The 22,576-nt window shown below is 56.9% G+C and carries 22 protein-coding genes and 1 tRNA gene; 16 read left to right on the top strand and 7 right to left on the bottom strand.

The genetic code is table 11. From position 1 onward, the window contains the following. Positions 1 to 11: 11 nt before the first annotated feature. The 3 genes from mreD to AAF465_07530 form a co-directional block, all read right to left on the bottom strand. Positions 12 to 497 (bottom strand): rod shape-determining protein MreD, encoded by a 486-nt coding sequence (gene mreD, locus AAF465_07540; protein ID MEM7082571.1) that lies wholly within the window; start codon positions 495 to 497, stop codon positions 12 to 14. Next, a complete protein-coding gene (gene mreC / locus AAF465_07535; protein MEM7082570.1) occupies positions 494 to 1,417 on the bottom strand; it encodes a rod shape-determining protein MreC in 924 nt (307 codons plus the stop codon). The genes mreD and mreC overlap by 4 nt, the downstream gene beginning before the upstream one ends. A gap of 306 nt (positions 1,418 to 1,723) precedes the next feature. Beyond that, on the bottom strand, positions 1,724 to 2,767 hold the full coding sequence (locus tag AAF465_07530) for a rod shape-determining protein (protein MEM7082569.1): 1,044 nt from the start codon (positions 2,765 to 2,767) through the stop codon (positions 1,724 to 1,726). A gap of 128 nt (positions 2,768 to 2,895) precedes the next feature. On the opposite strand from AAF465_07530, the gene gatC reads away from it, so the two are divergent. From gatC to AAF465_07500, 6 genes are all read left to right on the top strand, one after another. Continuing rightward, complete coding sequence (gene gatC, locus AAF465_07525) at positions 2,896 to 3,183, top strand: Asp-tRNA(Asn)/Glu-tRNA(Gln) amidotransferase subunit GatC (protein MEM7082568.1); 288 nt, start codon at positions 2,896 to 2,898, stop codon at positions 3,181 to 3,183. A gap of 51 nt (positions 3,184 to 3,234) precedes the next feature. Further along, positions 3,235 to 4,692: an Asp-tRNA(Asn)/Glu-tRNA(Gln) amidotransferase subunit GatA gene (gene gatA, locus AAF465_07520; GenBank protein ID MEM7082567.1), complete on the top strand. Its 1,458-nt coding sequence runs from the start codon at positions 3,235 to 3,237 to the stop codon at positions 4,690 to 4,692. After that, positions 4,689 to 6,131 carry an Asp-tRNA(Asn)/Glu-tRNA(Gln) amidotransferase subunit GatB gene (gatB, locus tag AAF465_07515; GenBank protein MEM7082566.1) on the top strand — a complete coding sequence of 481 codons (1,443 nt, stop codon included), beginning with the start codon at positions 4,689 to 4,691 and terminating at the stop codon, positions 6,129 to 6,131. The genes gatA and gatB overlap by 4 nt, the downstream gene beginning before the upstream one ends. Further along, entirely contained in the window at positions 6,128 to 7,015 is an 888-nt protein-coding gene (locus tag AAF465_07510) for an Hsp33 family molecular chaperone HslO (protein ID MEM7082565.1), read from the top strand. Before gatB ends, AAF465_07510 begins: the two co-directional genes overlap by 4 nt. A 253-nt stretch (positions 7,016 to 7,268) precedes the next feature. After that, entirely contained in the window at positions 7,269 to 8,255 is a 987-nt protein-coding gene (gene msrP, locus AAF465_07505) for a protein-methionine-sulfoxide reductase catalytic subunit MsrP (protein ID MEM7082564.1), read from the top strand. A gap of 26 nt (positions 8,256 to 8,281) precedes the next feature. Further along, the gene (locus tag AAF465_07500) at positions 8,282 to 8,962 is read left to right on the top strand and encodes a protein-methionine-sulfoxide reductase heme-binding subunit MsrQ (GenBank protein ID MEM7082563.1); all 681 of its coding nucleotides are present in this window, start codon (positions 8,282 to 8,284) and stop codon (positions 8,960 to 8,962) included. 25 nt (positions 8,963 to 8,987) lie between these two features. Here AAF465_07500 and AAF465_07495 read toward each other — a convergent pair whose 3' ends face one another. Both AAF465_07495 and prmC read right to left on the bottom strand, forming a co-directional pair. Beyond that, positions 8,988 to 9,437 (bottom strand): YiiD C-terminal domain-containing protein, encoded by a 450-nt coding sequence (locus tag AAF465_07495; protein MEM7082562.1) that lies wholly within the window; start codon positions 9,435 to 9,437, stop codon positions 8,988 to 8,990. Beyond that, the gene (prmC, locus tag AAF465_07490; GenBank protein ID MEM7082561.1) at positions 9,434 to 10,321 is read right to left on the bottom strand and encodes a peptide chain release factor N(5)-glutamine methyltransferase; all 888 of its coding nucleotides are present in this window, start codon (positions 10,319 to 10,321) and stop codon (positions 9,434 to 9,436) included. The genes AAF465_07495 and prmC overlap by 4 nt, the downstream gene beginning before the upstream one ends. A 108-nt stretch (positions 10,322 to 10,429) precedes the next feature. On the opposite strand from prmC, the gene AAF465_07485 reads away from it, so the two are divergent. The 3 genes from AAF465_07485 to AAF465_07475 are packed head-to-tail and all read left to right on the top strand — an operon-like array spanning position 10,430 to position 13,508. After that, entirely contained in the window at positions 10,430 to 11,791 is a 1,362-nt protein-coding gene (locus tag AAF465_07485; GenBank protein MEM7082560.1) for a pyridoxal-phosphate dependent enzyme, read from the top strand. Positions 11,792 to 11,805: 14 nt separating this feature from the next. Beyond that, on the top strand, positions 11,806 to 12,972 hold the full coding sequence (locus AAF465_07480; protein MEM7082559.1) for a cystathionine gamma-synthase: 1,167 nt from the start codon (positions 11,806 to 11,808) through the stop codon (positions 12,970 to 12,972). 47 nt (positions 12,973 to 13,019) lie between these two features. Continuing rightward, positions 13,020 to 13,508: a GNAT family N-acetyltransferase gene (locus AAF465_07475; protein MEM7082558.1), complete on the top strand. Its 489-nt coding sequence runs from the start codon at positions 13,020 to 13,022 to the stop codon at positions 13,506 to 13,508. Positions 13,509 to 13,516: 8 nt separating this feature from the next. Here AAF465_07475 and prfA read toward each other — a convergent pair whose 3' ends face one another. Both prfA and hemA read right to left on the bottom strand, forming a co-directional pair. Continuing rightward, positions 13,517 to 14,602, bottom strand: a complete 1,086-nt coding sequence (prfA, locus tag AAF465_07470; protein MEM7082557.1) for a peptide chain release factor 1 — start codon at positions 14,600 to 14,602, stop codon at positions 13,517 to 13,519. A gap of 39 nt (positions 14,603 to 14,641) precedes the next feature. After that, positions 14,642 to 15,979, bottom strand: coding sequence for a glutamyl-tRNA reductase (gene hemA, locus AAF465_07465; protein ID MEM7082556.1), 1,338 nt, complete (start codon positions 15,977 to 15,979; stop codon positions 14,642 to 14,644). 106 nt (positions 15,980 to 16,085) lie between these two features. Between hemA and AAF465_07460 the strand changes: the two genes are divergently transcribed. From AAF465_07460 to ychF, 7 genes are all read left to right on the top strand, one after another. Further along, complete coding sequence (locus AAF465_07460) at positions 16,086 to 17,804, top strand: tetratricopeptide repeat protein (GenBank protein ID MEM7082555.1); 1,719 nt, start codon at positions 16,086 to 16,088, stop codon at positions 17,802 to 17,804. After that, positions 17,801 to 18,526, top strand: a complete 726-nt coding sequence (gene lolB / locus AAF465_07455) for a lipoprotein insertase outer membrane protein LolB (protein MEM7082554.1) — start codon at positions 17,801 to 17,803, stop codon at positions 18,524 to 18,526. Before AAF465_07460 ends, lolB begins: the two co-directional genes overlap by 4 nt. A gap of 216 nt (positions 18,527 to 18,742) precedes the next feature. Continuing rightward, a tRNA-Gln gene (locus AAF465_07450) sits at positions 18,743 to 18,817 on the top strand. A 45-nt stretch (positions 18,818 to 18,862) separates the two neighbouring features. Then, on the top strand, positions 18,863 to 19,801 hold the full coding sequence (locus AAF465_07445) for a ribose-phosphate diphosphokinase (GenBank protein MEM7082553.1): 939 nt from the start codon (positions 18,863 to 18,865) through the stop codon (positions 19,799 to 19,801). A 75-nt stretch (positions 19,802 to 19,876) separates the two neighbouring features. Further along, the gene (locus AAF465_07440; protein ID MEM7082552.1) at positions 19,877 to 20,545 is read left to right on the top strand and encodes a 50S ribosomal protein L25/general stress protein Ctc; all 669 of its coding nucleotides are present in this window, start codon (positions 19,877 to 19,879) and stop codon (positions 20,543 to 20,545) included. A 121-nt stretch (positions 20,546 to 20,666) separates the two neighbouring features. Continuing rightward, a complete protein-coding gene (gene pth, locus AAF465_07435) occupies positions 20,667 to 21,443 on the top strand; it encodes an aminoacyl-tRNA hydrolase (GenBank protein ID MEM7082551.1) in 777 nt (258 codons plus the stop codon). 24 nt (positions 21,444 to 21,467) lie between these two features. Then, positions 21,468 to 22,559, top strand: a complete 1,092-nt coding sequence (gene ychF, locus AAF465_07430) for a redox-regulated ATPase YchF (protein ID MEM7082550.1) — start codon at positions 21,468 to 21,470, stop codon at positions 22,557 to 22,559. Positions 22,560 to 22,576: the final 17 nt, after the last annotated feature.

Genomic DNA, 22,576 nt, shown 5'->3' with positions numbered 1-22,576 from the left:
TGAATGAGTGGTCAGCGGGTTCGACGCGCCAGCGTATTGAGCATGAGAACCCACACTGGCCACACGGCGATACTCGCGGCGAGTTGTGCCAAGTGACTCCAGCCGTAGTTTACCGACTGATTGCCGATACCGTCAGACCAAAACAATAGAAAGTGATAGACACCCAAAAGAATAAAGAGTGCGACGAGTTCCTGCCAAATCGTGAAGACTCGGATGCGCAAATGAAATCGTAGCGTGATAAACGCAAAAACCGTGAGCGCCAACGCGTGTTGTCCGAGCAGGCTGCCGTGAAGTGTGTCGAGTAAGAGTCCACACAGCCAAGCAACGGCCACACCGATCCAATTCGGTACGCTTACCAACCAAAAGAAAAGAGTGAGTGCGACGAAGTCGGGTCGAAACGCATTCAGTGATTCTGGAAGTGGCGCGATGGTCAGCGCGAAGCTAAAAAACGTACTGCCGGCGATCGCGGCCAGAACCCGGCGATGCGTCAGAATCAAGGTGTGCCGCCGGCGGTTTGCGCGACGTTACCTTGCTCTTTTTTCATTGCGTTAGCCAGTTCATCGCGTGCGATTTGTTCGCCGGACCACACCAGTAGTACTTCGCGATTTTGATTGAGTGCGGCGGCCGGTGTGGCATTAATAATGGCAAACTTCTCGTGTGGGTTGCGTTCGACTTTGGCGATCTTTGCAACCGGATAGCCTTTGGGAAATCTTCCGCCTAATCCGGAGGTTACAAGCAAATCGCCGGCTTGAATATCGGCGTTATTCGGCAGGAAAGGCAAGCTCAATTCACCTGGATTTCCGGTCCCGACTGCAATCGTTCGTAAACCATTGCGATTGATTTCAACGGGTACCGCGTGATCCGGATCACTAATCAAAATGGCTTCCGAATTCAAAGGGCCTGTTCGGGTGATTTGCCCCACCACACCATGCGCATCAAGTAACGCTTGTCCGGTGAACGCGCCATGTCGAATGCCTTTATCGAGTGCCACTCGATGACGCAACGGGTCAAGATCGATGGATAATATTTCGGTAACCAACACGCGGTCTGCAACCTTTGCGGTCGATTCCATGAGCGCGCGCAGTCGCGCGTTCTCTGCTTCCAATGCGGCAAAGCGTTGCAAGCGAACACTAGTGATCAGTTGTTCCGACTTAAGCTGCTCGTTTTCGCGCTGCAATGACTCACGATCGCGGCTGGCCTCGCCAATCCACTCGGCCGCGCTAAACGGAAAATCGACGGCTTCACGAACCGGTTGTACGGCCGCCGACAACACTTGTCTGACCGACTGTAAATGATCATCCCGATGATCGAGCACCATCAAACACACCGACAGAATCGCAAACAGCGTGAGGCGCATGCCAAGAGAGGGACCTCTCAAAAACAGCGGCTTGCTCTGTGGTTGTCGAACTACTATCACGTAAAAACTGCGCTCGTTGATTGGGGTGCGTTAACCACGCGCCCGCTTTGTCTGGGTGCCTGACCACCTTCGCGGCGGGAGACTATTCGCCATCCGTGTCAATAGTGTTCCGTAAGTCGTTATTCTGCCGTGAATTGCGTCACACAGCAACGGGCGTATCGAGCGGGGTCGCACCCGGCGAGATCGAGCGGCGCGACATAATATCCGGGCGCTTTGGTGAGGTGATGATGCGCCGCCGCATACTGCCACGCGTGGTTCGGTCAAAAAGGAAGGCATTTTGCACGGTGCGGTCGATAAGAACCGCGATTAATCCAGTCCAAACATGGAAGCGCCGTGCTCATCCATGAGTTCGAGTACCCGACCGCCGCCCCGTGCGACACAGGTGAGCGGGTCGTCGGCGACCACCACCGGTAGGCCGGTTTCTTCCATCAATAGTTTGTCGAGGTCACGCAGCAGCGCGCCGCCGCCGGTGAGCACAATGCCGCGTTCGGCAACATCGGCTCCCAATTCCGGTGGCGTTTGCTCTAACGCGGCCTTTACCGCACCCACGATCACCTGCAGCGGTTCTTGCAAGGCTTCGAGAATTTCATTGCTGTTGAGCGTAAAACTGCGCGGCACACCTTCGGAGAGGTTTCGACCTTTGACCGAGATCTCGCGAACTTCCTGTCCCGGGTAGGCAGAGCCGATTTCATGCTTGATGCGTTCGGCGGTCGCTTCGCCGATGAGAATGCCGTAGTTGCGGCGAACATAGTTAGTGATCGCCTCATCAAAGCGATCGCCACCCACGCGTACCGACGCCGCATACACAATACCGTTCAGTGAGATCACGGCGACTTCCGAGGTACCGCCACCGATATCGAGCACCATAGAGCCCCGGGCTTCATGCACCGGCATACCCGCGCCAATCGCCGCGGCCATCGGTTCGTCGATCAGATAGACCTTTCGTGCCCCAGCGCCTTCGGCCGATTCCTGAATGGCCCGGCGCTCCACCTGCGTGGAGCCATGCGGTACACAAATCAGCACTCGCGGGCTCGGTCGGAAATAGCGACTGTTGTGGGCCTTGCGGATGAAGTGCTGAAGCATTTTCTCGGTGAGCACAAAGTCGGCAATCACGCCGTCTTTGAGCGGTCGGTTCGCGGAAATGTTGCCGGGCGTACGGCCAAGCATGTTCTTCGCTTCGGTTCCCACCGCCTGAATGCTGCGTCCACCATGCGAGGTTTCCTCGCGGACCGCCACGACCGATGGTTCGTTCAGCACGATACCCCGACCCCGAACATAGATAAGCGTGTTGGCGGTGCCCAAATCAATCGACAGGTCTGTCGAGAAATAGCCGCGCAGATTCTTGAACATTATTAAGGATTTCCGAAGGCCGTTTGACCCTGTAATTACAGCGCGTACTCTAGCAACGGGGGGGACATTGAGCAAGCGCAAGTGTATTATCTCAGCGCTTAAATTTCTGTAGGCAAAAAGGCACACCAATGGCGCTTACGCGTGAACAAATCGAAAAATTGGCGACGCTTTCGCGAGTCGAACTCACACCAGAAAGTGAAGATGAAATCACCGACACCGTGTCGCGCATTGTGGACTTCTTTGATGCGTTGAACGCGGTCGACACGGACGGCGTGTTGCCCATGTCGCACCCGCTGGATATGACCCAACGACTCCGACCAGATACGGTAACCGAAACCGATCACCGCGCGGCGTTTCAGCGTGCCGCGCCGCAGGTGGAGGACGGGCTCTATCTCGTGCCAAAGGTTATTGAGTGACTCTAAGATCATGAATAAAAAGGATTTAAACACAGTCTACGGTGGTGAATTATGCACCGCGTAAGCGTTGTCCAACTGTCGAACGGACTGGCGAAGGGCGAGTATTCTAGCGAAGAACTGACCCAATATTTTCTCGAGCAGATCGATGCCAACACGCATTTGAATGCGTTTATCACTGTCGACGAGAACGGCGCAATGGAGCAGGCGCGGGCGGCAGACGAACGTCGTCGAGCCGGTGATGCACACGCGTTGACCGGTGTCCCGATTGCCCACAAAGATATCTTCTGTGTGAAAGGCGGTCGCACAACATGTGGATCGCGCATGCTTGATAATTTTGTCGCGCCGTATAATGCGACGGTGGTTGAGCGTCTCGCACAGTGCGGCACAGTGTTGCTGGGTAAGACCAACATGGATGAGTTCGCCATGGGCTCATCAAACGAAAACAGTTTTTATGGCGACGTCAAAAATCCCTGGGATACAACCCGGGTGCCGGGCGGCTCTTCGGGCGGTTCTGCGGCGGCGGTTGCGGGTGGTTTGTGCCCGATCGCGACCGGTACCGATACCGGCGGCTCGGTGCGCCAGCCGGCGGCCCTCACCGGCACAACCGGCATGAAACCCACGTACGGGCGGGTGTCGCGTTACGGCATGATTGCCTTCGCCTCGAGCCTCGACCAAGCCGGTGTGATCGGCCAGTCGGCCACGGATGTGGCTGTGTTGCTCGAGGCCATGATGGGGTTTGATCCCGCCGATTCCACTAGCACCGATCAGCCGGTGGCGGCGCTCGGCGATGACTTGTCTATAAATATCAGTGACCTAAGAATCGGCGTACCCGACGTGTTTTTTGCCGAAGGGCTTGATCCTCAGGTCGAGGAGCGCGTGAGGGCGGCATTGCGTGTGTTTGCGGATGCGGGGGCCGAGCTGGTGCCCGTCGAGCTGCCTCATCTATCCCTGTCAGTGCCCGCCTATTATGTGATTGCGCCTGCGGAATGTTCGAGCAATTTGTCGCGGTTTGACGGCGTGCGGTTTGGGCATCGCTGTGACGATCCGGCCGACCTTGAGGATTTGTATCGGCGCAGCCGCACCGAAGGCTTTGGTGACGAGGTATTGCGGCGAATTTTAACGGGCACTTTCGTGTTATCGGCCGGCTACTACGATGCGTATTACAAAAAAGCGCAGCAGGTCAGACGTCTGATTACCGATGACTTTAAGCGTGCGTTTAACAAAGTCGACCTGATTATGGGACCCACCTCGCCCACCACCGCGTTTGGCTTAGGCGACAAGGCGGATGATCCGGTCAGCATGTATCTCAATGACATTTACACGATCGGCGTGAGTCTCGCGGGGTTGCCTGCGGCATCCGTGCCCTGTGGATTGGCTGACGGCTTACCCGTCGGGCTGCATATCATCGGCTCTCATTATCGGGAGCAGACGGTGCTGAGTGCGGCGCATGCGTTTCAACAGATCACCGATTGGCATGAGGCGGCGCCACCCAAAGGTGAGCCGTCGTGAGTTGGGAAATGGTTATCGGGCTGGAGATTCACGCGCAGCTAGCCACACGCAGTAAAATTTTCAGCGGCAGCTCCACCGCGTATGGCGCCTCACCCAATACGCAGGCGTCGCTCGTCGATCTGGGGTTCCCGGGCGTACTGCCGGTGCTTAACGAAGAGGCCGTGCGCATGGCCATTCGATTTGGACTGGCGGTCGATGCGCGCATCGATCAGCGATCGGTGTTTGCGCGTAAGAATTATTTTTACCCCGACTTGCCGAAGGGCTATCAAATTTCGCAGTTTGAGGCACCGATTGTTGCTGGCGGTCAACTGACCATCGATGGGGAAAACGGTACCAAGACGATTCGGCTGACTCGCGCCCATTTAGAAGAAGATGCGGGCAAGTCGCTGCATGAGGCCTTTAGCGGCGCCACGGGGATTGATCTCAATCGTGCCGGTACGCCGCTGCTGGAAATTGTCAGTGAGCCCGATCTACGTTCGGCTGGTGAAGCGGTCGCGTACCTCAAAAAAGTGCATGCGCTCGTGCAGTATCTAGAGATCTGCGATGGCAACATGCAGGAAGGTTCGTTTCGTTGTGACGCGAATGTGTCGGTGCGACCCGCCGGTCAGGACGCGTTGGGAACGCGTACCGAGTTGAAGAATCTCAACTCGTTTCGATTTATTGAAAAGGCCATCAATGTCGAGGCCGAGCGGCACATCGACGTGCTCGAAGGTGGCGGTCAGGTTGTGCAAGAAACCCGTCTGTACGACCCGGACAAAAATCAAACGCGCGCCATGCGTTCCAAAGAAGAGGCCAATGACTATCGGTACTTTCCAGACCCTGATCTGTTGCCGGTTTTTATCTCCGATGAACTGATCGACTCACTTCGCGCGTCACTGCCCGAACTGCCCGATGCGCGACGCGAGCGGTATCGCGATGTGTTGGGTTTAAATGACTATGACGCGGATACACTGACAAACAGCAAGCCACATTCGGACTACTTTGAGCGACTTCTCGCGCATCACCCAGCGGACGCGAAACGTTGCGCGAATTGGGTGCTCGGCGAATTAACCGCGGCACTCAATAAAGACAATGTGTCGGTGACGGAGGCGCGTGTGGCGCCTGAGCGGCTCGCGGCACTGCTGGATCGCGTTGAAGACAACACGATCTCAGGATCGATTGCCAAAGAGGTGTTCACGCTCATGTGGCAGGGGGAGGGCGATGCAGACGACATTATCGAGCAACAAGGCCTCAAACAAATTACCGATACAGGCGCTTTGACGGCGACCATACAGGCCGTGCTCGATCAACATCCTGCGCAGCTGGCACAGTACCGCGAGGGTAAGACGAAACTGTTGGGTTTCTTTGTCGGTAAGGTCATGCAGCAAAGTGGCGGCAAGGCGAATCCCGGCCAGGTTAATCAGCTTCTTCGCGACATGTTGTCTGGAGAACCTGAATGAACGATCACGACAGCATCCATGCGTTTGCGTTTCAGGATTTTGGGGTTCGCGGAAAACTGGTGCACCTCAATGCAAGTTGGCAGGCGGTCGTCGCCAATAAAGCCTACCCTGAGCCGATTCGACTCCTGCTAGGTGAAGCGCTGGCGGCGTCGGTGCTCCTTGCCTCCACATTAAAGTTTGATGGCAAGCTTACATTGCAACTACAAACGGAGCGCGCGCTCAGTTTACTGCTTACTCAATGCACGAGTGATTTTCATTTGCGCGGTTTGGCGCACTGGCACGAGGATCGACTCGACGATGACCCTCGGCGATTGTTTGATCAGGGTCGCTTGGCGCTCACGCTGGAACCTTCCGGCGAGGGTCAGCGCTATCAGGGTATCGTGCCACTCGAGCAAACGACGTTGGCCGGCTGCGTCGAGGATTATTTTGCCGCATCAGAGCAGTTGCCCACGCGCTTATGGTTTGCGGCCAGCGCCGACCAGATCGTCGGCATGTTGCTGCAACAAATGCCCCGCGAAGGGGGGCGTCAGACCAGTCGTGCGGATGACGATGGCTGGCCGCGTGTGCAGATGCTTGCCGACACCATTACGCGCGATGAGCTTTTACAGCTTTCCGATCTCGATATTCTTCACCGTTTGTTTCACGAAGAGAATGTGCGTCTTTTCTCCTCATCGCCGGTGTCGTTTCGCTGCACTTGCAGTCAGGCGCGCATCCGAAACATGCTCAGAGGCCTGGGCCAGGCCGAGGTCGACAGTATTATCGCTGAGCAAGGCGTCGTGTCGGTCGATTGTGAATTCTGCGGTCGTTCGTACACGCTCGATGCGATTGATGCCGCGCATCTTTTCGTCGATGAAGCAGTCAACTTGTCGGATCAGAAACACTAGCGGCTCTTTGTGACCGAACGCCGCCCTGAGCGGCGCGAGTCGATGATTCCGCGGCCTTTGAAGCCTAAAAACCGCATGGTTAATCAGTGGGTTCACCATCGTCTGTAACATTTACGGGCAGACTCAGGTCTGATGTTTCGATAGGATCATGAATCCGTCAGGCTGATGAATTCGGCGCGCGATGAGGTGTTTTCACCGCAGGTCGACGCGCGGTGAGGCAGGCTGGCGTTCTGGACTGAGTCAGGAGCATCGCGTGAAATACTCAAGCAGTCACATTAAGCCGTCGGAGATTACGTCGGAGTCGGTCTATTGGAATCGCCGACGTTTTGTTCAAGCGGCCATTGCCAGCGGCACGTTACTGACGGCGGGAGCCGCGTGTTCTCGCAAAGTGGCGACGGCCGACGTGGGCAAGGATGTCGATCCAAATAGCATGACGCCTGATCTGCCCAATGTTGTGCCGAGCCCATATTCGACCGACGCAGAGCCCAATTCGTGGCGCGATATCACGACGTATAACAACTTTTACGAATTTGGTTTGGGTAAAGCCGATCCGCACAAAAATGTCGGCGATTTTCACACTGATCCTTGGACGGTCGAGGTGAGCGGCGAAGCGGATGTTACGGGTAAGTTTGCGCTCGAAGACATTTTAAAACCCCATACTTACGAAGAGCGCATCTATCGTCTGCGCTGTGTTGAAGCCTGGTCAATGGTTGTGCCGTGGGTGGGCATTCAAATGAGCGAGGTGCTCAAGCGATTCAAGCCAACCTCACGTGCCCAGTTTGTCGAATTTCGAACGCTGTTCGATCCGGAACAGATGCCGGGTCAACGCCGCGCGGTGTTGGATTGGCCCTATGTTGAGGGCTTGACCATTGCTGAGGCGATGCACCCACTTACCCTTTTTGGCGTTGGGCTTTATGGCAAAGAAATGCCCAAACAAAACGGCGCACCCTTGCGGCTTGTGGTGCCGTGGAAATATGGCTTTAAGAGCATCAAATCAATCGTCAGCATTCGGTTTACCGAAACCATGCCGCGCAACACGTGGGCCGTATCGGCGCCTCGTGAGTACGGGTTTTACGCCAATGTGAATCCCGAGGTGGATCACCCCAGGTGGAGTCAGGCGCGGGAGCGACCCATCGGCAAAGGACTTTTTGCCGAGAAAATTCCAACACAAATGTTCAATGGCTATGCCGAGGAAGTCGCCTCGTTATATGACGGGCTGGATCTGAGAAAACACTTCTGATTCGCTGTGGCGTCTTCCGCGCCACCGTGAGCCAGAATGACAAAGTCAGCAAAACAATAATGGTGTTCCTAAAACAACTTGGCATCAATGAACGCATCCGATACGTCGGCAAGCCGCTCGTGTTTTTACTGGCGTCCGTGCCGCTCGTATGGATTGTCCTCAAGGCGTTTAACCTCGGCTCAAGCTTTGGCGCCAACCCGATTGAAGAAATGCTGGATCATTTTGGCAACTGGGGATTGCGTTTATTGCTCATCACGCTTTGCGTTACGCCATTGCGTCATCTGATTGGTAAGCCCTGGCCGCTGCGTTTTCGTCGGATGTTGGGTCTGTTCGCGTTCTTCTATGTCGCGCTGCACTTTACCGTTTATGCTTGGCTTGATCAGGGTTGGTCGCTGATTGCTATCGGCGAAGATATCGTAAAGCGGCCGTACATCACGCTCGGGCTGTTAAGCGTGGTGATTCTGTTGGCGTTGGCACTCACCTCACCGCATGCGGCGCGTCGCCGACTCGGCAAAACGTGGCAGAAGCTTCACTACTTGGTGTATCCGGCAGCCATACTGGCGGTCTGGCATTATTGGTGGCAGGTCAAAAAGGACATCACGGAGCCGCTGATCTACGCGGCGATTCTCACAGCGCTACTGGCGTTCCGCGCCGTGAAAAAATGGCGTAAGCCGCCGCGACGCAAACGGCAAACCGCGACAGTTTAACGCCCCCCACCCAGTGACGAGTCGGTTAGGCCGATTTTTGTATTGCGACGAATTTCGCCTTCAGACGAGCCGCTTCCACACCATCACTGTGAATTTGAACAACAATGTGGATCCCCGCTTTGCCGCGAGCGTCCAATGACGCCAAAAAGTCGCTGACCGTGTCGTCTGACGGTGCCTGCGCGGTTCCGATCAGTTCGCCGCGTGCTGGCCGACGATATTGGATGGTGCTCTTGCCCACAACGATGTGTGTCGCTTCTGGATTAGGCAGTAGCATCCATGTTTGGGCCCAACCCGTTAGAGTGGCTAGCGAGGCGATGGCACCGCCAAACGCAGTGCCCATGTGATTGCGATTGGGCTCAAGGGGTGCCTGAAGCGACCAGTCGCCCGACGTTTCTTCAAATCGAATCTCCATCGCTTTTGCCAACGGTATCTGTTCGCTCCACAGCGCGAACAGCGTGTCGAAGCGCGCGCTCATGCCGACGGCCTAACTGCAACGTCGGCGGTATCGTTTTGCCGAGGCTGCCAGCCGGCGACCGCGCGATCCAAACCGGCGAGGTCCTGATACCGTTTGCTATGCGTAAACGCGGCGTTCATCAGCTGCTCAACATCCGGTCCTTGCTGCCAGCCATGTTCGAGCAACAGCACACCGTCGCTGGACAAAAACGCGGGCGCTTCGTGAATAATCGTGGCGATATCGGCAAGACCGTTGTTGTTCGCAAACAGCGCAGACGCGGGCTCATAGCGCCGTACCGATGGCGTCACGTGTGGATCGTCGTGATCGATATACGGTGGATTACTAACGATAAGGTCATAGTGTTGGTGGGGCAGTTGCGCGAACCAATTCGATTGGCAAAAGGACACATTGGCCAGTCCCAACGCGTCGCGGTTGTGGCGAGCGACCCACAGCGCGTCTGAGCTTGTGTCAGTGGCCATGAGACGGTCGCCTCGTCGCTCGCTGGCAAGCGCCAGGGCGATCGCGCCGCTGCCAGTGCCCAGCTCCAGCACGCGTGCGGCCTTTCGACCCTCGAGGTGCGATAAGGCCACTTCGACCAGCCGTTCAGTGTCGGGGCGTGGGATCAACACCGCCGGCGATACCGTAAGCGAGAGACTCCAAAATGCACAGTGGCCGCGGATGTAGGCGAGCGGTTCGTCGTCGATGAGTCGCCCAAGCCATTGTTCGAACAGGGCCCACTGCGGTGGCGTGAGCAGAGTGTCTGGCTCAGCAAACAGGCGCGCGCGCGTTATGTCGAGTGCGTCGCAAAGCAGGGTGTCGACGTCGTGGCGCGCGTCGAGCGTCAGCCTGGCGAGCGCCTGAGCTCGGGCGGTTTGGATCGAAGGCAGTCGGCAAGCGTCGTTCATACCTTCTATTGTCGCCCAGAATAGGTAGTTGAGCGAGCATGGCGTAGAATCCGGCTATCTCAATACAGCGTCGAGCTCGCTGCGATCATTCGATGCACAGGAGAACGTGTGAACATATACAACAATGTCCTTGAAATGGTGGCGCGCACACCGATGCTCAAGGTGAGTCAATTTGATACCGGGCTGTGCTCGCTGTATCTCAAGCTAGAGCTCATGAACCCGGGCGGTTCGATCAAGGATCGCATTGGCATTGCGATGATCGACGAGGCCGAAAAACGTGGCCAGATAAAACCAGGCGATACACTCATTGAAGCCACCGCGGGCAACACCGGCTTGGGCCTGGCGCTCGTTGCAGCACAGCGAGGTTATCATTTGATGCTGGTTTTGCCCGACAAGATGAGCCAAGAGAAGATTTTTAATTTGCGGGCGATGGGTGCCGAAGTCGTGCTGACGCGTTCCGACGTGGAACGCGGTCATCCGGAGTACTACCAGGACTTGGCGCGCAGCATGGCAGCAGAAAGCGGCGCGTATTTTATCAATCAATTTGGCAATCCTGATAACCCCAAAGCGCATGAACTGACGACCGGTCCTGAGCTGCTCGAGCAGCTTGATGGAAAACTCGATGCGGTGGTGCTCGGTGTCGGCAGCAGCGGAACGATTAGCGGCCTAACGTCCTACTTTAAAACGCATGCGCCTCATGTCGAAATCATTATTGCGGATCCGAAGGGGTCGGTGTTGGCCGATTACATTGCGACAGGGGAACTTGGACCGAGCGCAGGCTGGTTGGTCGAGGGCATTGGTGAAGATTTTATCCCCGATATCTGCGACCTAAGTATGGCCAAAGGGGCCTATACGATCACCGATGCCGAATCGTTCGAAGCCGCGCGAGAGCTCTTGCGCAAAGAGGGGCTCCTGGCTGGCTCGTCCTCGGGCACGCTATTGGCGGCGGCCCTCAAATACTGTAAAGACCAGACTGAGCATAAAAATGTCGTGACGTTTGCCTGCGACACGGGCAACAAGTACTTGTCCAAGCTCTATAACGATTTCTGGATGGAGGATCAGGGGTTTATTCAGCGCGAGGAATTCGGTGATGTGCGCGATCTGATCGGTCGACTGCACGGCGAACGCGCCACGGTGACGGTCAGTCCACGTGATGCGCTCACGACCGCACATAATCGACTACGCAACGCCGGCTTTTCGCAGCTGCCTGTCATGGAGGACAACACGCTGGTGGGCGTATTGACCGAGGAGGACATCATGCGCTTTGTGTTCGGCCGCCCCAAACTGATGAACGAGCCCGTTGCCAACGCGATGTCCACTACGTTTTCAGTGATCGATCGACATTTTTCGGTGCAAAATCTGGTCGCATTGTTAGGTGGTGCACGATACACCGCAGTGGTAGACGACGGCGTTTTCTTAGGTTTGATTACGCGCGCCGACGTGCTCAACTATTTCCGCAAACAACTTTAATGAGCGAAGACATCATGACGAATAAAAAAACGCACGCGTTTGCTACCAAAACTATTCATGCGGGTCAGTCGCCGGATCCTTCAACCGGTGCGGTCATGCCGCCGATTTACGCCACGTCAACTTACGCTCAGTCGAGCCCGGGTGTGCACCAAGGCTACGAATATTCGCGCACTCAAAACCCGACGCGAATGGCCTACGAGCGCAACATAGCCGCGCTTGAATCGGGGACGCACGGGTTCGCCTTTGCATCGGGCATGGCGGCGACGAGCACCATTATGGATCTGCTCAATCATGGCGATCACATCGTGGCGATGGACGACTTATACGGCGGTTCGTTTCGACTGTTCGATAAAGTTCGGCGTCACTCCTCCGGATTTGAGTTCTCGTTTGTCGACATGACCGACCTCGATGCGCTGCGCGCGGCCATCACCCCTCGGACCCGCATGCTCTGGATCGAAACCCCTACGAACCCGATGCTGAAGATCGTCGATCTGGCGGCGGTCATCGAGATCGCCAAACAACACAATGTCATCACGGTGGCGGATAACACGTTCGCCTCTCCATTCAACCAGCGGCCGCTCGAATATGGCTTTGATCTGGTGATGCACTCGGCGACCAAATACATCAACGGCCACTCCGATATGGTCGGTGGGGTCATTGTCTGCCAGGACGAAGCGATGGCCGAGCGTTTGGGATTTGTGCAAAATTCGGCGGGCGGTATTGCCGGCCCATTCGATAGTTTTTTGGCGCTGCGCGGGCTCAAGACGTTGGCCATCCGTATGGAACGACACAACAGTAATGGTCAGGCGCTGGCGGAGTGGCTCAGTGAGCATCCCAATATTGAACGCGTGCTCTATCCGGGGCTCGACAGTCACCCGCAGCACGCACTGGCCGCCCGTCAGATGGATGGGTTTACCGGCATGATCAGTGTCTATGTCAAAGGTGGCGCAGAAGGAGCGCGACGCTTTCTCGAAAACACGCAGCTGTTCACCTTAGCTGAGAGCCTCGGCGGTGTGGAAAGTCTGGTCAACCATCCTGCCATCATGACGCATGCCTCGGTGCCCGAAGACATCCGAGCAACGCTTGGCATCGATGAAAATCTCGTGCGGTTGTCGGTCGGTATCGAAGCGCTGGACGATTTGCGCGATGACCTTGACGACGCGCTGCGTCGGTCGGGTTGACGCGCACCCTGTGGCCCGGCCAATGATTGTTCGCTAAACGGTTTGTGGTGACTGCCGATGTTGTACTGCGGTCGGCACGACCGGACGAGGCCGCGCGTCTAACGGCGATTGCGTTTGCTGCCAAAGCGCACTGGGGTTATCCAGCGTCGCAACTCGACGCTTGGGCGCCTGAGTTGACGTACACCGCCGACGTTATCCGCGCGCATTGGGTGGCGGTGGCCTGCCGCGCGCCGGAGTCCGACACCATTGGGACGCACAGTGACGTCATCGGCGTGTGTTCGCTCGAACCCTTTGGTCCGTATTTAGAGATCAGCGGCCTATGGGTCGATCCCCCGCAGATGGGCCAGGGAATCGGACGCGCCTTGACCGACCACGCGTTGAGGCACGGTCGAGAATGCGGCGTCACGACGTTACGCCTGCTGGCGGATCCCTATGCCAAAGCGTTTTATACCGCGCTGGGCGCGTTAGAGGTTGGGTTAGAGCGCGGTTCGCCGAGCGGTCGCCTGCTGCCGCTCATGCACTTTGATTTGACCTAAACGGTGCGTTAGTGCGCCGACAGCTCAGCGAGTTCCTCGGCCTGATGTTCTTGTCGCAACGGTTCCACAACATGATCGAGTGCGCCGGCCAGAATTTCATCGAGTTTGTACAGCGTCAGGTTAATGCGGTGATCGGTCACGCGTCCCTGTGGATAGTTGTACGTGCGAATACGCTCGGATCGATCGCCACTGCCGACCTGAAGCTTGCGCTGCTGCGCCTGTTCAGACGCGCGTTTTTGTTGTTCGTTATCGAGCAGTCGTGCCTGGAGTAGGCTCATCGCCCGAGCACGGTTTTTGTGTTGGGACCGCTCGTCCTGACACTCCACAACAATGCCGCTTGGAAGGTGCGTGAGACGCACAGCCGAATCGGTTTTGTTCACGTGCTGTCCGCCCGCACCCGAGGCGCGGTACGTGTCGACGCGGATATCGGCCGGATTGAGCGCCACTTCATCGACCGCTTCCACTTCCGGCAGCACAGCGACTGTGCAGGCCGACGTGTGAATACGCCCTTGTGATTCGGTTTCTGGAACGCGTTGCACCCGATGGGTGCCCGACTCGAATTTGAAGCGGGCGTATACTCCTTGGCCAAACAAGCGGGCGATGATCTCTTTAAAGCCGCCGTGTTCGCCTTCGGATTGGCTGATCACCTCAACGCTAAATTGCTGCTGGTCGGCATAGCGCGAATACATGCGGAACAGGTCTCCTGCAAAAATCGCCGCTTCATCCCCGCCAGTGCCCGCACGAATTTCCACGAAAATGTTCGCGTCATCGTTGGGGTCCACTGGAATGAGGTGTTGCAGTAGCTCGACGCTCAGCGTGTCGAGCGTGGCGTTAATCGCCTGCAGCTCTTCCTTCCCCATGGCGGCCATGTCGGCATCACCATCTTGGCTGAGTTCTTCGGCGGCAACCTGATCGTTGAGCAGCGTCTGATAGCGCGTCACGTCGTGGGCGACGGGCTCAAGCCTGGCGTACTCTTTGGACAAATCCCGAAACTGGTTCTGATCATTAATGACATCCGGATCCGCGAGCAGCGCCTGCACCTCGTCAAATCGCTCTTGCAGCTGAAACAGTTTGGTCTGAATGGACGCTTTCATACGAGTAGTTTGCCAGATTGCGATCTGTGTCGCTGCGGTTTATTCGCGTTCTTTGGGCTGATTGAACAGACGCTGTGCGGCATCCAACGTCTGCTCGTCGGCGGCTTCGGCCGCCTCGCGCATCACGACACTCGGACGATGCAGTAAGCGACTGGCCAATCGATCGGCTAGCCACTGCAACGTTTCTTCGGGTGACTTGCCAGCCACGAGTTGTTTGGTGGCAAGCTCGACCAGTTCGCGCTTCACATCATTACTGCGCGCGTGCATCGCGCTGATGATAGGCGCGGCCGTTAAACCCTCGGTATGGCGCGCATACTGTTCGATGTGTTCGGCAATAATGCGCTCTGCGTCCGCTGCCGCGGCGCGGCGCGCGTCGAGGTTTTCGTCGACTGCCTGATGCAGATCGTCGATGGTGTACAAAAAGACATCCTGAAACCGCACGCAGTCCGGATCGATATCGCGCGGTACGGCCAGGTCGACGATAAACATTGGTTTCGAGCGTCGAGCGTCGAGCGCGCGTCTGATGGCATCGGCGCTGACCACCGGATCGGGGCTGGCGGTGCTCGAAAAAATCAAATCGGCCTTCGGCAGCAAGGTATCGAGCGTGTCGAGGCCATACGCCCGACCACCCAACCGTTTGGCGAGCGCCCGCGCCCGCTCTTCGCTGCGATTGGCGATCGATATCGCGCCGACATCATGGGCCGCCAAATGATTGGCGGCGATCTCGATCATCTCACCGGCTCCGATCATCAGCGCGTGTTTATCCGAGAACTGTCCAAATACCTGTTGCGCCAACTGAATAGAAGCGCTGGCGGCGGAGGTAGAGGCGACGCCGATCGCCGTTTGCGTGCGAATACGCTTGGCTACCGCAAAGGCGTGCGGGAGTAGGCGGTGCAGCGACGGACCCACCGTGCCGATGCTATTGGCGTCGCGAAAGGCGGTTTTGAGCTGGCCGAGAATCTGAGGCTCGCCCAAAATCAGCGAATCGAGGCCCACCGCCACGCGGCAAACATGCTCCACCACCTCGTCCTGCTCTTTAACATAGAGGCAATCCAGCAGCTCGTCGGAACGATTGGCGTTTTCGCGCATCCAACCAAGAACCGAGCGCTCGGTGTCCGGGCCGCCCTCGCAGTAGATTTCAGTGCGGTTGCAGGTCGATAAGATCAACGCTTCATCGACATCGGGCAAGGTGCATAGGCTATTGAGGCGCGTCGACAGCGTATTGGCGTCAAACGCCACTTGCTCACGCAGCGCGACCGGGGCGGTGTGATGATTGATGCCGAAGACGAATAGACCCATGAATCCTGGTGGGTGCGCTGTGAAGACGATGGAATTGTCCGGCATGGACTCAGCAATAACAAGTGCTGGCCTTTTCATCAGGCGACCTGCCGAGGGCAGGCATGAACCGGATGCCGCGGGCGAGACCCCCGGGTGTTTGCTATAGTGGACGAGACAGGCGGCGAGGCCGCTGGATGGAATGTATATGAATCAACAACTCTTGCGAGGCCTGTGGCTTGCGGCCTTTCTCGCTCTAAGCGGCTGCGCGTCGGGCCCGTCTGACGAGTCGGCGACGACAACCAGTCGCGATGTGGGCGAAGTCGGCGACATCGACGCCACACCCGGATCGATCGAGTATCACTTGTTGTTGGCTGAGACAGCCCGGCAAAAACAACTCTACGACATCGCGTCTGAGCACTATTTGAAGGCGGCCCAGTTGAGTGATGATCCGGAAGTGGCGAAGCGTTCAACCGAAGTGGCCTTTGAGTTAGGCCGCGACGAAGAGGCGCTGGCTAGCGCGCTGCGCTGGCAATCGCTCGCGGGCAAAGAGCGAAAGTACGCTCAGGTGCACACCTATCTGGCTCGACTCTATACTCGCAAGGGTGACACCAAGGCGGTCGTGTCCAATCTCCACGCGCTGATCAAGGCCTCCGAGTCGGAAATTGGGGATTCGCTGCTGGCGTTGTCTGGCGTGTTGGCCGAAGAGGAGAATGAAGACCTGGCATTGGCGGCCTACAAGAAAATTGCCGCCAAGCACAAGCGCGTGCCGCAGGCGCACTACACTGTCGGGCTTCAGGCTTTGCGCAGCGGTGAGTACGATCAGGCGCAACGCAGCGCCAGCCGCGCGGCTGAGTTAGATCAAGACTGGGGTCCGGCGCATTTGTTGTATGCGCGGTCACTTATGGCCAGCGGCCAAGTCGATGAAGGCATCGACTACGCGGGCGAGCACATCGGTGGCAACAACTCGCCAGGAGAGCGCCTCGAATACGGCATGTTGTTAGCCGCCGTGGATCGCGATCTGGAAGCGGGCGTGGTGTTGACACAGGTGCTTAACGACGACCCGACCAATGGCCAGGCGGCCCGAGCACTGGGCATTCTCGCGATGAAATCGGGTGACCTAGACGAAGCAGACCGCCTGTTTACATTGCTTTTGCAAAGTGGTCAGGCGACGTTTGACGCCCTGTACTTTTTGGGTGGCATCGCGGAGACCAACGAAAACAATCAGCGCGCCTATCGACTCTATAGTGAGGTGCGCGGCGGCGACAATGTCGTCACCGCACAGTTGCGCGCAGCCTACATCTTATTTCGCGAAGACAAGCTTGACGAAGCGCTTCAACACTTAGAGCGCTTCGCCACGCAGAATCCGCGCTACACGCTCGACATGGCGCTGGGGCAGGGAGAACTGCTGGCACGCGGTGATCGCGGCGATGAAGCGATGATGCTGTACGACAATATGCTCGACCAAAACCCTGAAGAACTGCGCACGCAATACGCGCGTGCCTTTTTGCTCGAACAGCTCGATCGTGTCGATGAAGCCATTCATCAAATGCGTCTCATTCTCGCTCGCGATCCAACCGACCCGACCGCGCTCAACGCGCTCGGCTACACGCTCGCGGACCGGACCGATCAGATTGACGAGGCGTATGAGCTGATTGAGATGGCGTACAACAAAGCGCCGATGAGTGGACCGATCACGGACAGTCTGGGTTGGGTTGAATACAAGCGCGGCAACCTCGATCGCGCCGATGAGCTGCTGACCAAAGCCTATGAACTGCTGCCCGACCCCGAAGTCGCGGCTCATCTTATCGAGGTGCTGTACGTCAAAGGGGAGACCGAGCGTATGCAGGAAATGCTCGAGCTGGCCGAGTCGGAGTTCGAAGACAACGAGCTCATCGATGAGGTGAAGCAGCGTCTGGGTCTTTGACCAACGTCACTCAGCACGCGGCGATCGGTCGTTGCGATCCGCGCTTCATTCAACCCATCACGCGCAGGCCCGGACCGACCTGGGTCTCGCGGCGCCGATGGTATGGCTGGCTAACGGTAGGCGTTGTTCTGCTACTGGGCGCCGGGGGCTGTCAGTCCCTCCCTGCTGATCCCGATACGCCGCTGAGTTATGCGCAGCGGGCACGCCTGCTCGATTCGTTAGCGGCCTACGAGGCGTCGGGCCGCCTGAGCTTCACGACCCAAACGGAACGCCAGTCGGCCAGCTTCTCACTGGTGGTTGATGGCAAGACGCAGCGTTTGCAGTTGTCCGGTCCGTTCGGTGTGGGTGCTGTGCGCATCGAGACAGCGAATGGCCGAGGTCGGTTGATCAGTGCTCGACACGGCGACATTGTGCTCGACAACGTCGAGCGTGAGCTCAACAATCTATTGGGCTATCCGGTGCCGATCGACGCGATTCGATACTGGGCGCTGGGTTTGCCGCAGCCAGGCGTGCCGGCGGATCCAGTTCGCGCGGAAGCGGGGCGGCTGCTCCAAACACTGACGCAAGCCGGCTGGCGGGTCGAGTTTGAGCAGTACCAACCGGTCTACGTTGAGGCGAGTGTTTCGAACAGGCCAAGATCGCGCGTCGATATGCCACGAAAGGTCCGTCTGCATTCGGCCGATGTGCGCATTCTGATGGTATTTCGCGACTGGGCGTTGTAGGCAAAAGCCGGGCTACTGAGCATGTGTGGGGGAGGCAAACGAGCAAAACGCTGGCCCAGCTCGGTGCCTGACTCAGCGACTTCCCAAGCCCCCACCGATCGCCCAACGGTATCGGCACCAGCAGTCGGGTTGCGCATTGACACACCCGGCTTTGCACCGCAAAATACCGCCCTCGCGGATTGCCAGGCGTCGGTTTTTCCGCAACTTTCTTGAGATTGGGGTGTAGCCAAGCGGTAAGGCAACGGGTTTTGATCCCGTGATGCGCAGGTTCGAATCCTGCCACCCCAGCCATTCTTCACGCTAAGAGGTCGAACGGTGGACATAGGGCGAGGGTCGATGGTGGTGTTCGCGGGCAACGCGAATCCGCCTCTGGCGCAAAATATAGCGCGCTGTCTCATGTTACCGTTGGGTCGCGCGAACGTGAGCCGATTCTCCGACGGCGAAATCAACGTCGAGATTATGGAAAATGTGCGTGGTCGCGATGTGTTTTTGGTGCAAAGCACCTGCCCGCCGACGAACGACAATTTGATGGAACTGCTCATTATGGCAGACGCCTGTCGACGCGCCTCCGCTCGCAGCATTACCGCCGTGATCCCCTATTTTGGCTACGCGCGGCAGGATCGACGACCACGAGCCAGTCGCGTGCCGATCACCTCAAAACTCATTGCCGATATGATCGTGACGGCCGGAATCGATCGGGTTTTGACGCTCGATTTGCATGCCGATCAGATCCAGGGCTTTTTCTCCATTCCGGTCGACAATGTCTACGCCTCGCCAGTACTGCTCGGCGATGCCTGGAAGCAAAAGTACGAAAACACCGTGGTGGTGTCCCCGGATGTGGGTGGTGTTGTACGCGCAAGAGCGCTGGCTAAGCGTTTGGATGATGCCGACTTGGCCATTATCGACAAACGTCGTCCCCGCGCCAACGAATCGAAAGTAATGAACATAATCGGTGAGGTGTCGGGCAAAGTCTGCATTCTGATCGACGATTTGGTCGACACGGCCGGCACGTTGTGTCAGGCTGCGGCCGCGCTCAAGGAAGAGGGAGCAAAAAAGGTGGTGGCGTACATCACCCATCCGGTGCTGTCGGGCCCGGCCGTTGGTCGCATCCAGGAGTCGTCAATTGACGAGCTGGTGGTGACCGATACGATCCCGCTCGATTCGGCCGCAGCCGCCTGCGACCGCATTCGTCAGCTCAGCACTGCCGAGCTCCTCGCCGAAACGATGCGTCGCATCGTCAACGACGAGTCAGTGAGTTCGCTGTACCTGGACTAAGCCAGGCAAAACAGATTTAGGTAAGCAGCGCATCTGGTCGCGGATGCGCTGTGTTGTATAAACGAGGAGAAAAGCATGTCTACTGCAACATTTAAGTTGGAAGCAGAACTGCGTGAGGACGAGGGGAAGGGTGCGAGCCGCCGCCTTCGTCGTCAAGGCAAAGTTCCTGCTGTGTTATATGGTGGTGAGCGCAAACCGCGTTCAATCAGCCTGCTCGAAAACGAGCTCATGAATAACGCGCGTTACGAAGCGTTTTTTTCACAGGTTCTGACCATTCAAGTTGGCGATATTAAGCAAAGCGCGATTGTAAAAGATGTGCAGGTGCATCCGGCCAAGCAGCGCATCTTGCACGTGGATTTTCAGCGCGTGATGGATGACGTCCAAATCCGTATGTCTGTGCCGCTGCACTTTGTCAACGAAGACGTTGCGCCGGGCATCAAGCTCAAAGGCGGCGTGGCGTCTCACCTTAAGAACGAGGTTGAGATCTCATGTCTGCCAGGCGATTTGCCCGAGTACATCGAAGTCAATTGCGAGAAGCTCGACATTGACGAAATGATGCATTTGTCTGACATCGTCCTGCCCAAAGGTGTTGAGATCCCAGAACTTGCGCAAGGGCCAGAATACGATCAGCCGATTATTTCTGTGACAGTGCCTAAGAAGGTGACGGAACCGGCACCGACCGAAGAAGGTGGCGATGCCGCCGCCGCGGACGGTGACGCCGACGAAGACACGTCGTCGGAATAAACCGCATCGCACAGTGGCGAACAAGAAGCCGCTGCGCCTGCGCAGCGGCTTTTTTCGTCATACTGAGCACTTTGTTTGATGTGCCGATACAATCTCGATAACACCCTTTACGCCAGTATCCATGAGTGATTCGTCTCTACAGCTAATAGTCGGTCTCGGTAATCCAGGCGCAAAATATGAAGCCACGCGTCACAACGCCGGCTTTTGGTTTGTGGACGAACTGGTGCGTCGGCATGGTGGTCGCTTCGTGCAGCAGGATAAGTTTCATGGTCAGGTGTGTCGTCTGAGTATTGATGGGACGGATGTGTGGGTGCTGCGCCCCGATACCTATATGAATGAGAGCGGACGGGCCGTGCGAGCCTTGATGCAGTACTACAAAATTCCGATCGACAACGTGCTTGTGGCCTACGATGAAATTGACCTGCCGCCTGGCAAAGTCAAACTCAAGTTGGGTGGCGGTCACGGCGGACACAACGGCATTCGCGATATTATTTCACATGAGAGTGCAGGGTTTATGCGCTTGCGTCTCGGCGTCGGACATCCGGGTGACAAATCGTTAGTGGTCAATTATGTGTTGGGTGTGCCCGGCCGCAAAGAGGCCGAGCTTGTCGACCAAACCATTGAGCGTGGGTTGGATGTGGTGCCGCTGTTGGTCACCGACGGTGTGCAAAAAGCCACTCATGTTCTACACAGTAATCGCGCGAGTGCCACAGTAAACGATGACATTCCGCGTAAACGCAAGGCGCGCGATAAAGGGGAGACACCCGCGCCAACGCCGAAGCGCAAACCCAAATCGACCAAAACGGTCAAACCCTCGCGGCGCGACGGAGAAGATTTGTCCAACGAATCCGAGAGTCTTAAAGACCAGCTATTGGCGCTGTTTAAACGAAAGTCTTAACCGTCGCCTGGAGAACTGTTCACCATGCCTATTCAATGCGGAATCGTCGGACTGCCCAACGTGGGTAAATCGACGCTGTTTAACTCACTCACCGCCGGCGAAATTGCCGCCGAAAATTATCCTTTTTGCACGATTGAGCCCAATACCGGCATCGTATTGGTGCCTGATCCTCGACTGCAGGCGCTCGCCGATATTGTGCAGCCCGAGAAAATCTTGCCGACGACCGTCGAATTTGTCGACATCGCGGGCCTGGTTGAGGGTGCGGCCAAAGGAGAAGGACTGGGTAACAAATTCTTGGCCAATATCCGAGAAACAGACGCGATTGCGCACGTGGTCCGCTGTTTCGAAAACGACGATGTGACGCATGTTGCTGGGCGCATCGATCCAATCAGTGATATTGAGACCATCAATACCGAGCTGGCGCTCGCCGATCTTGAGAGCGTGGACAAGGCATTGATTAAAGCGACGCGCAATGCCAAGACCAACAAAAAGGAAGACTTGTACATCAAACAGGTGCTGGAAAAAGCCAAGGCGCACCTTGATGAAGCCAAGCCAATGCGAGCGCTGGCGCTTGACGACAACGAACGCGCGGTGCTCTATCCGTACCATCTATTAACCGCCAAGCGTACGATGTATGTCGCTAATGTGTCGGAAGACGGGTTTGATGATAATCCGCATCTGGAGGCCGTGCAGCAATACGCCGAGCGCGAAGGGGCGGAGGTCGTCGCGATTTGCGCCTCCATTGAAGCCGAAATATCGCAGCTTGATGATGACGATAAAGCGGCCTTTCTCGAGGATCTGGGTCTGTCTGAGCCCGGGCTCGATCGCGTCATTCGCGCGGCCTACACGCTGCTTGGCCTGCAAACTTATTTCACTGCGGGGCCGAAGGAAGTCAGGGCCTGGACGACGCGGGTCGGTGCGACTGCACCGCAGGCCGCTGGCGAAATTCATACCGATTTTGAGAAGGGCTTTATTCGGGCCGAAGTGATTGCGTATGATGATTACATCGCCGGGCAGGGCGAAAAAGGCGCGAAGGAGGCGGGCAAGATGCGTCTCGAAGGCAAGGAGTACATTGTCCAAGAAGGCGATGTCATGCATTTTCGTTTTAACGTTTAGACGCTAGAACCCATCGG

The sequence above is a fragment of the Pseudomonadota bacterium genome, assembly GCA_039028935.1.
GTDB lineage: Bacteria > Pseudomonadota > Gammaproteobacteria > Steroidobacterales > SZUA-146 > SZUA-146.
The sequence above is the reverse complement of the archived record's forward strand: the minus strand, read 5'-3'. Positions and strand labels throughout refer to the sequence as shown.

Bases quoted from the DNA above. Each gene is read 5' to 3' on its own strand.
- prmC (MEM7082561.1), bottom strand. From the start codon at position 10,321: ATGAACGACGCTTGCCGACTGCCTTCGATCCAAACCGCCCGAGCTCAG.
- hemA (MEM7082556.1), bottom strand. From the start codon at position 15,979: ATGAAAAGGCCAGCACTTGTTATTGCTGAGTCCATGCCGGACAATTCC.
- AAF465_07495 (MEM7082562.1), bottom strand. From the start codon at position 9,437: ATGAGCGCGCGCTTCGACACGCTGTTCGCGCTGTGGAGCGAACAGATA.
- prfA (MEM7082557.1), bottom strand. From the start codon at position 14,602: ATGAAAGCGTCCATTCAGACCAAACTGTTTCAGCTGCAAGAGCGATTT.
- gatA (MEM7082567.1), top strand. From the start codon at position 3,235: ATGCACCGCGTAAGCGTTGTCCAACTGTCGAACGGACTGGCGAAGGGC.
- ychF (MEM7082550.1), top strand. From the start codon at position 21,468: ATGCCTATTCAATGCGGAATCGTCGGACTGCCCAACGTGGGTAAATCG.
- AAF465_07460 (MEM7082555.1), top strand. From the start codon at position 16,086: ATGAATCAACAACTCTTGCGAGGCCTGTGGCTTGCGGCCTTTCTCGCT.
- AAF465_07440 (MEM7082552.1), top strand. From the start codon at position 19,877: ATGTCTACTGCAACATTTAAGTTGGAAGCAGAACTGCGTGAGGACGAG.
- AAF465_07480 (MEM7082559.1), top strand. From the start codon at position 11,806: ATGACGAATAAAAAAACGCACGCGTTTGCTACCAAAACTATTCATGCG.
- gatC (MEM7082568.1), top strand. From the start codon at position 2,896: ATGGCGCTTACGCGTGAACAAATCGAAAAATTGGCGACGCTTTCGCGA.
- AAF465_07445 (MEM7082553.1), top strand. From the start codon at position 18,863: ATGGTGGTGTTCGCGGGCAACGCGAATCCGCCTCTGGCGCAAAATATA.
- AAF465_07510 (MEM7082565.1), top strand. From the start codon at position 6,128: ATGAACGATCACGACAGCATCCATGCGTTTGCGTTTCAGGATTTTGGG.
- pth (MEM7082551.1), top strand. From the start codon at position 20,667: ATGAGTGATTCGTCTCTACAGCTAATAGTCGGTCTCGGTAATCCAGGC.
- AAF465_07530 (MEM7082569.1), bottom strand. From the start codon at position 2,767: ATGTTCAAGAATCTGCGCGGCTATTTCTCGACAGACCTGTCGATTGAT.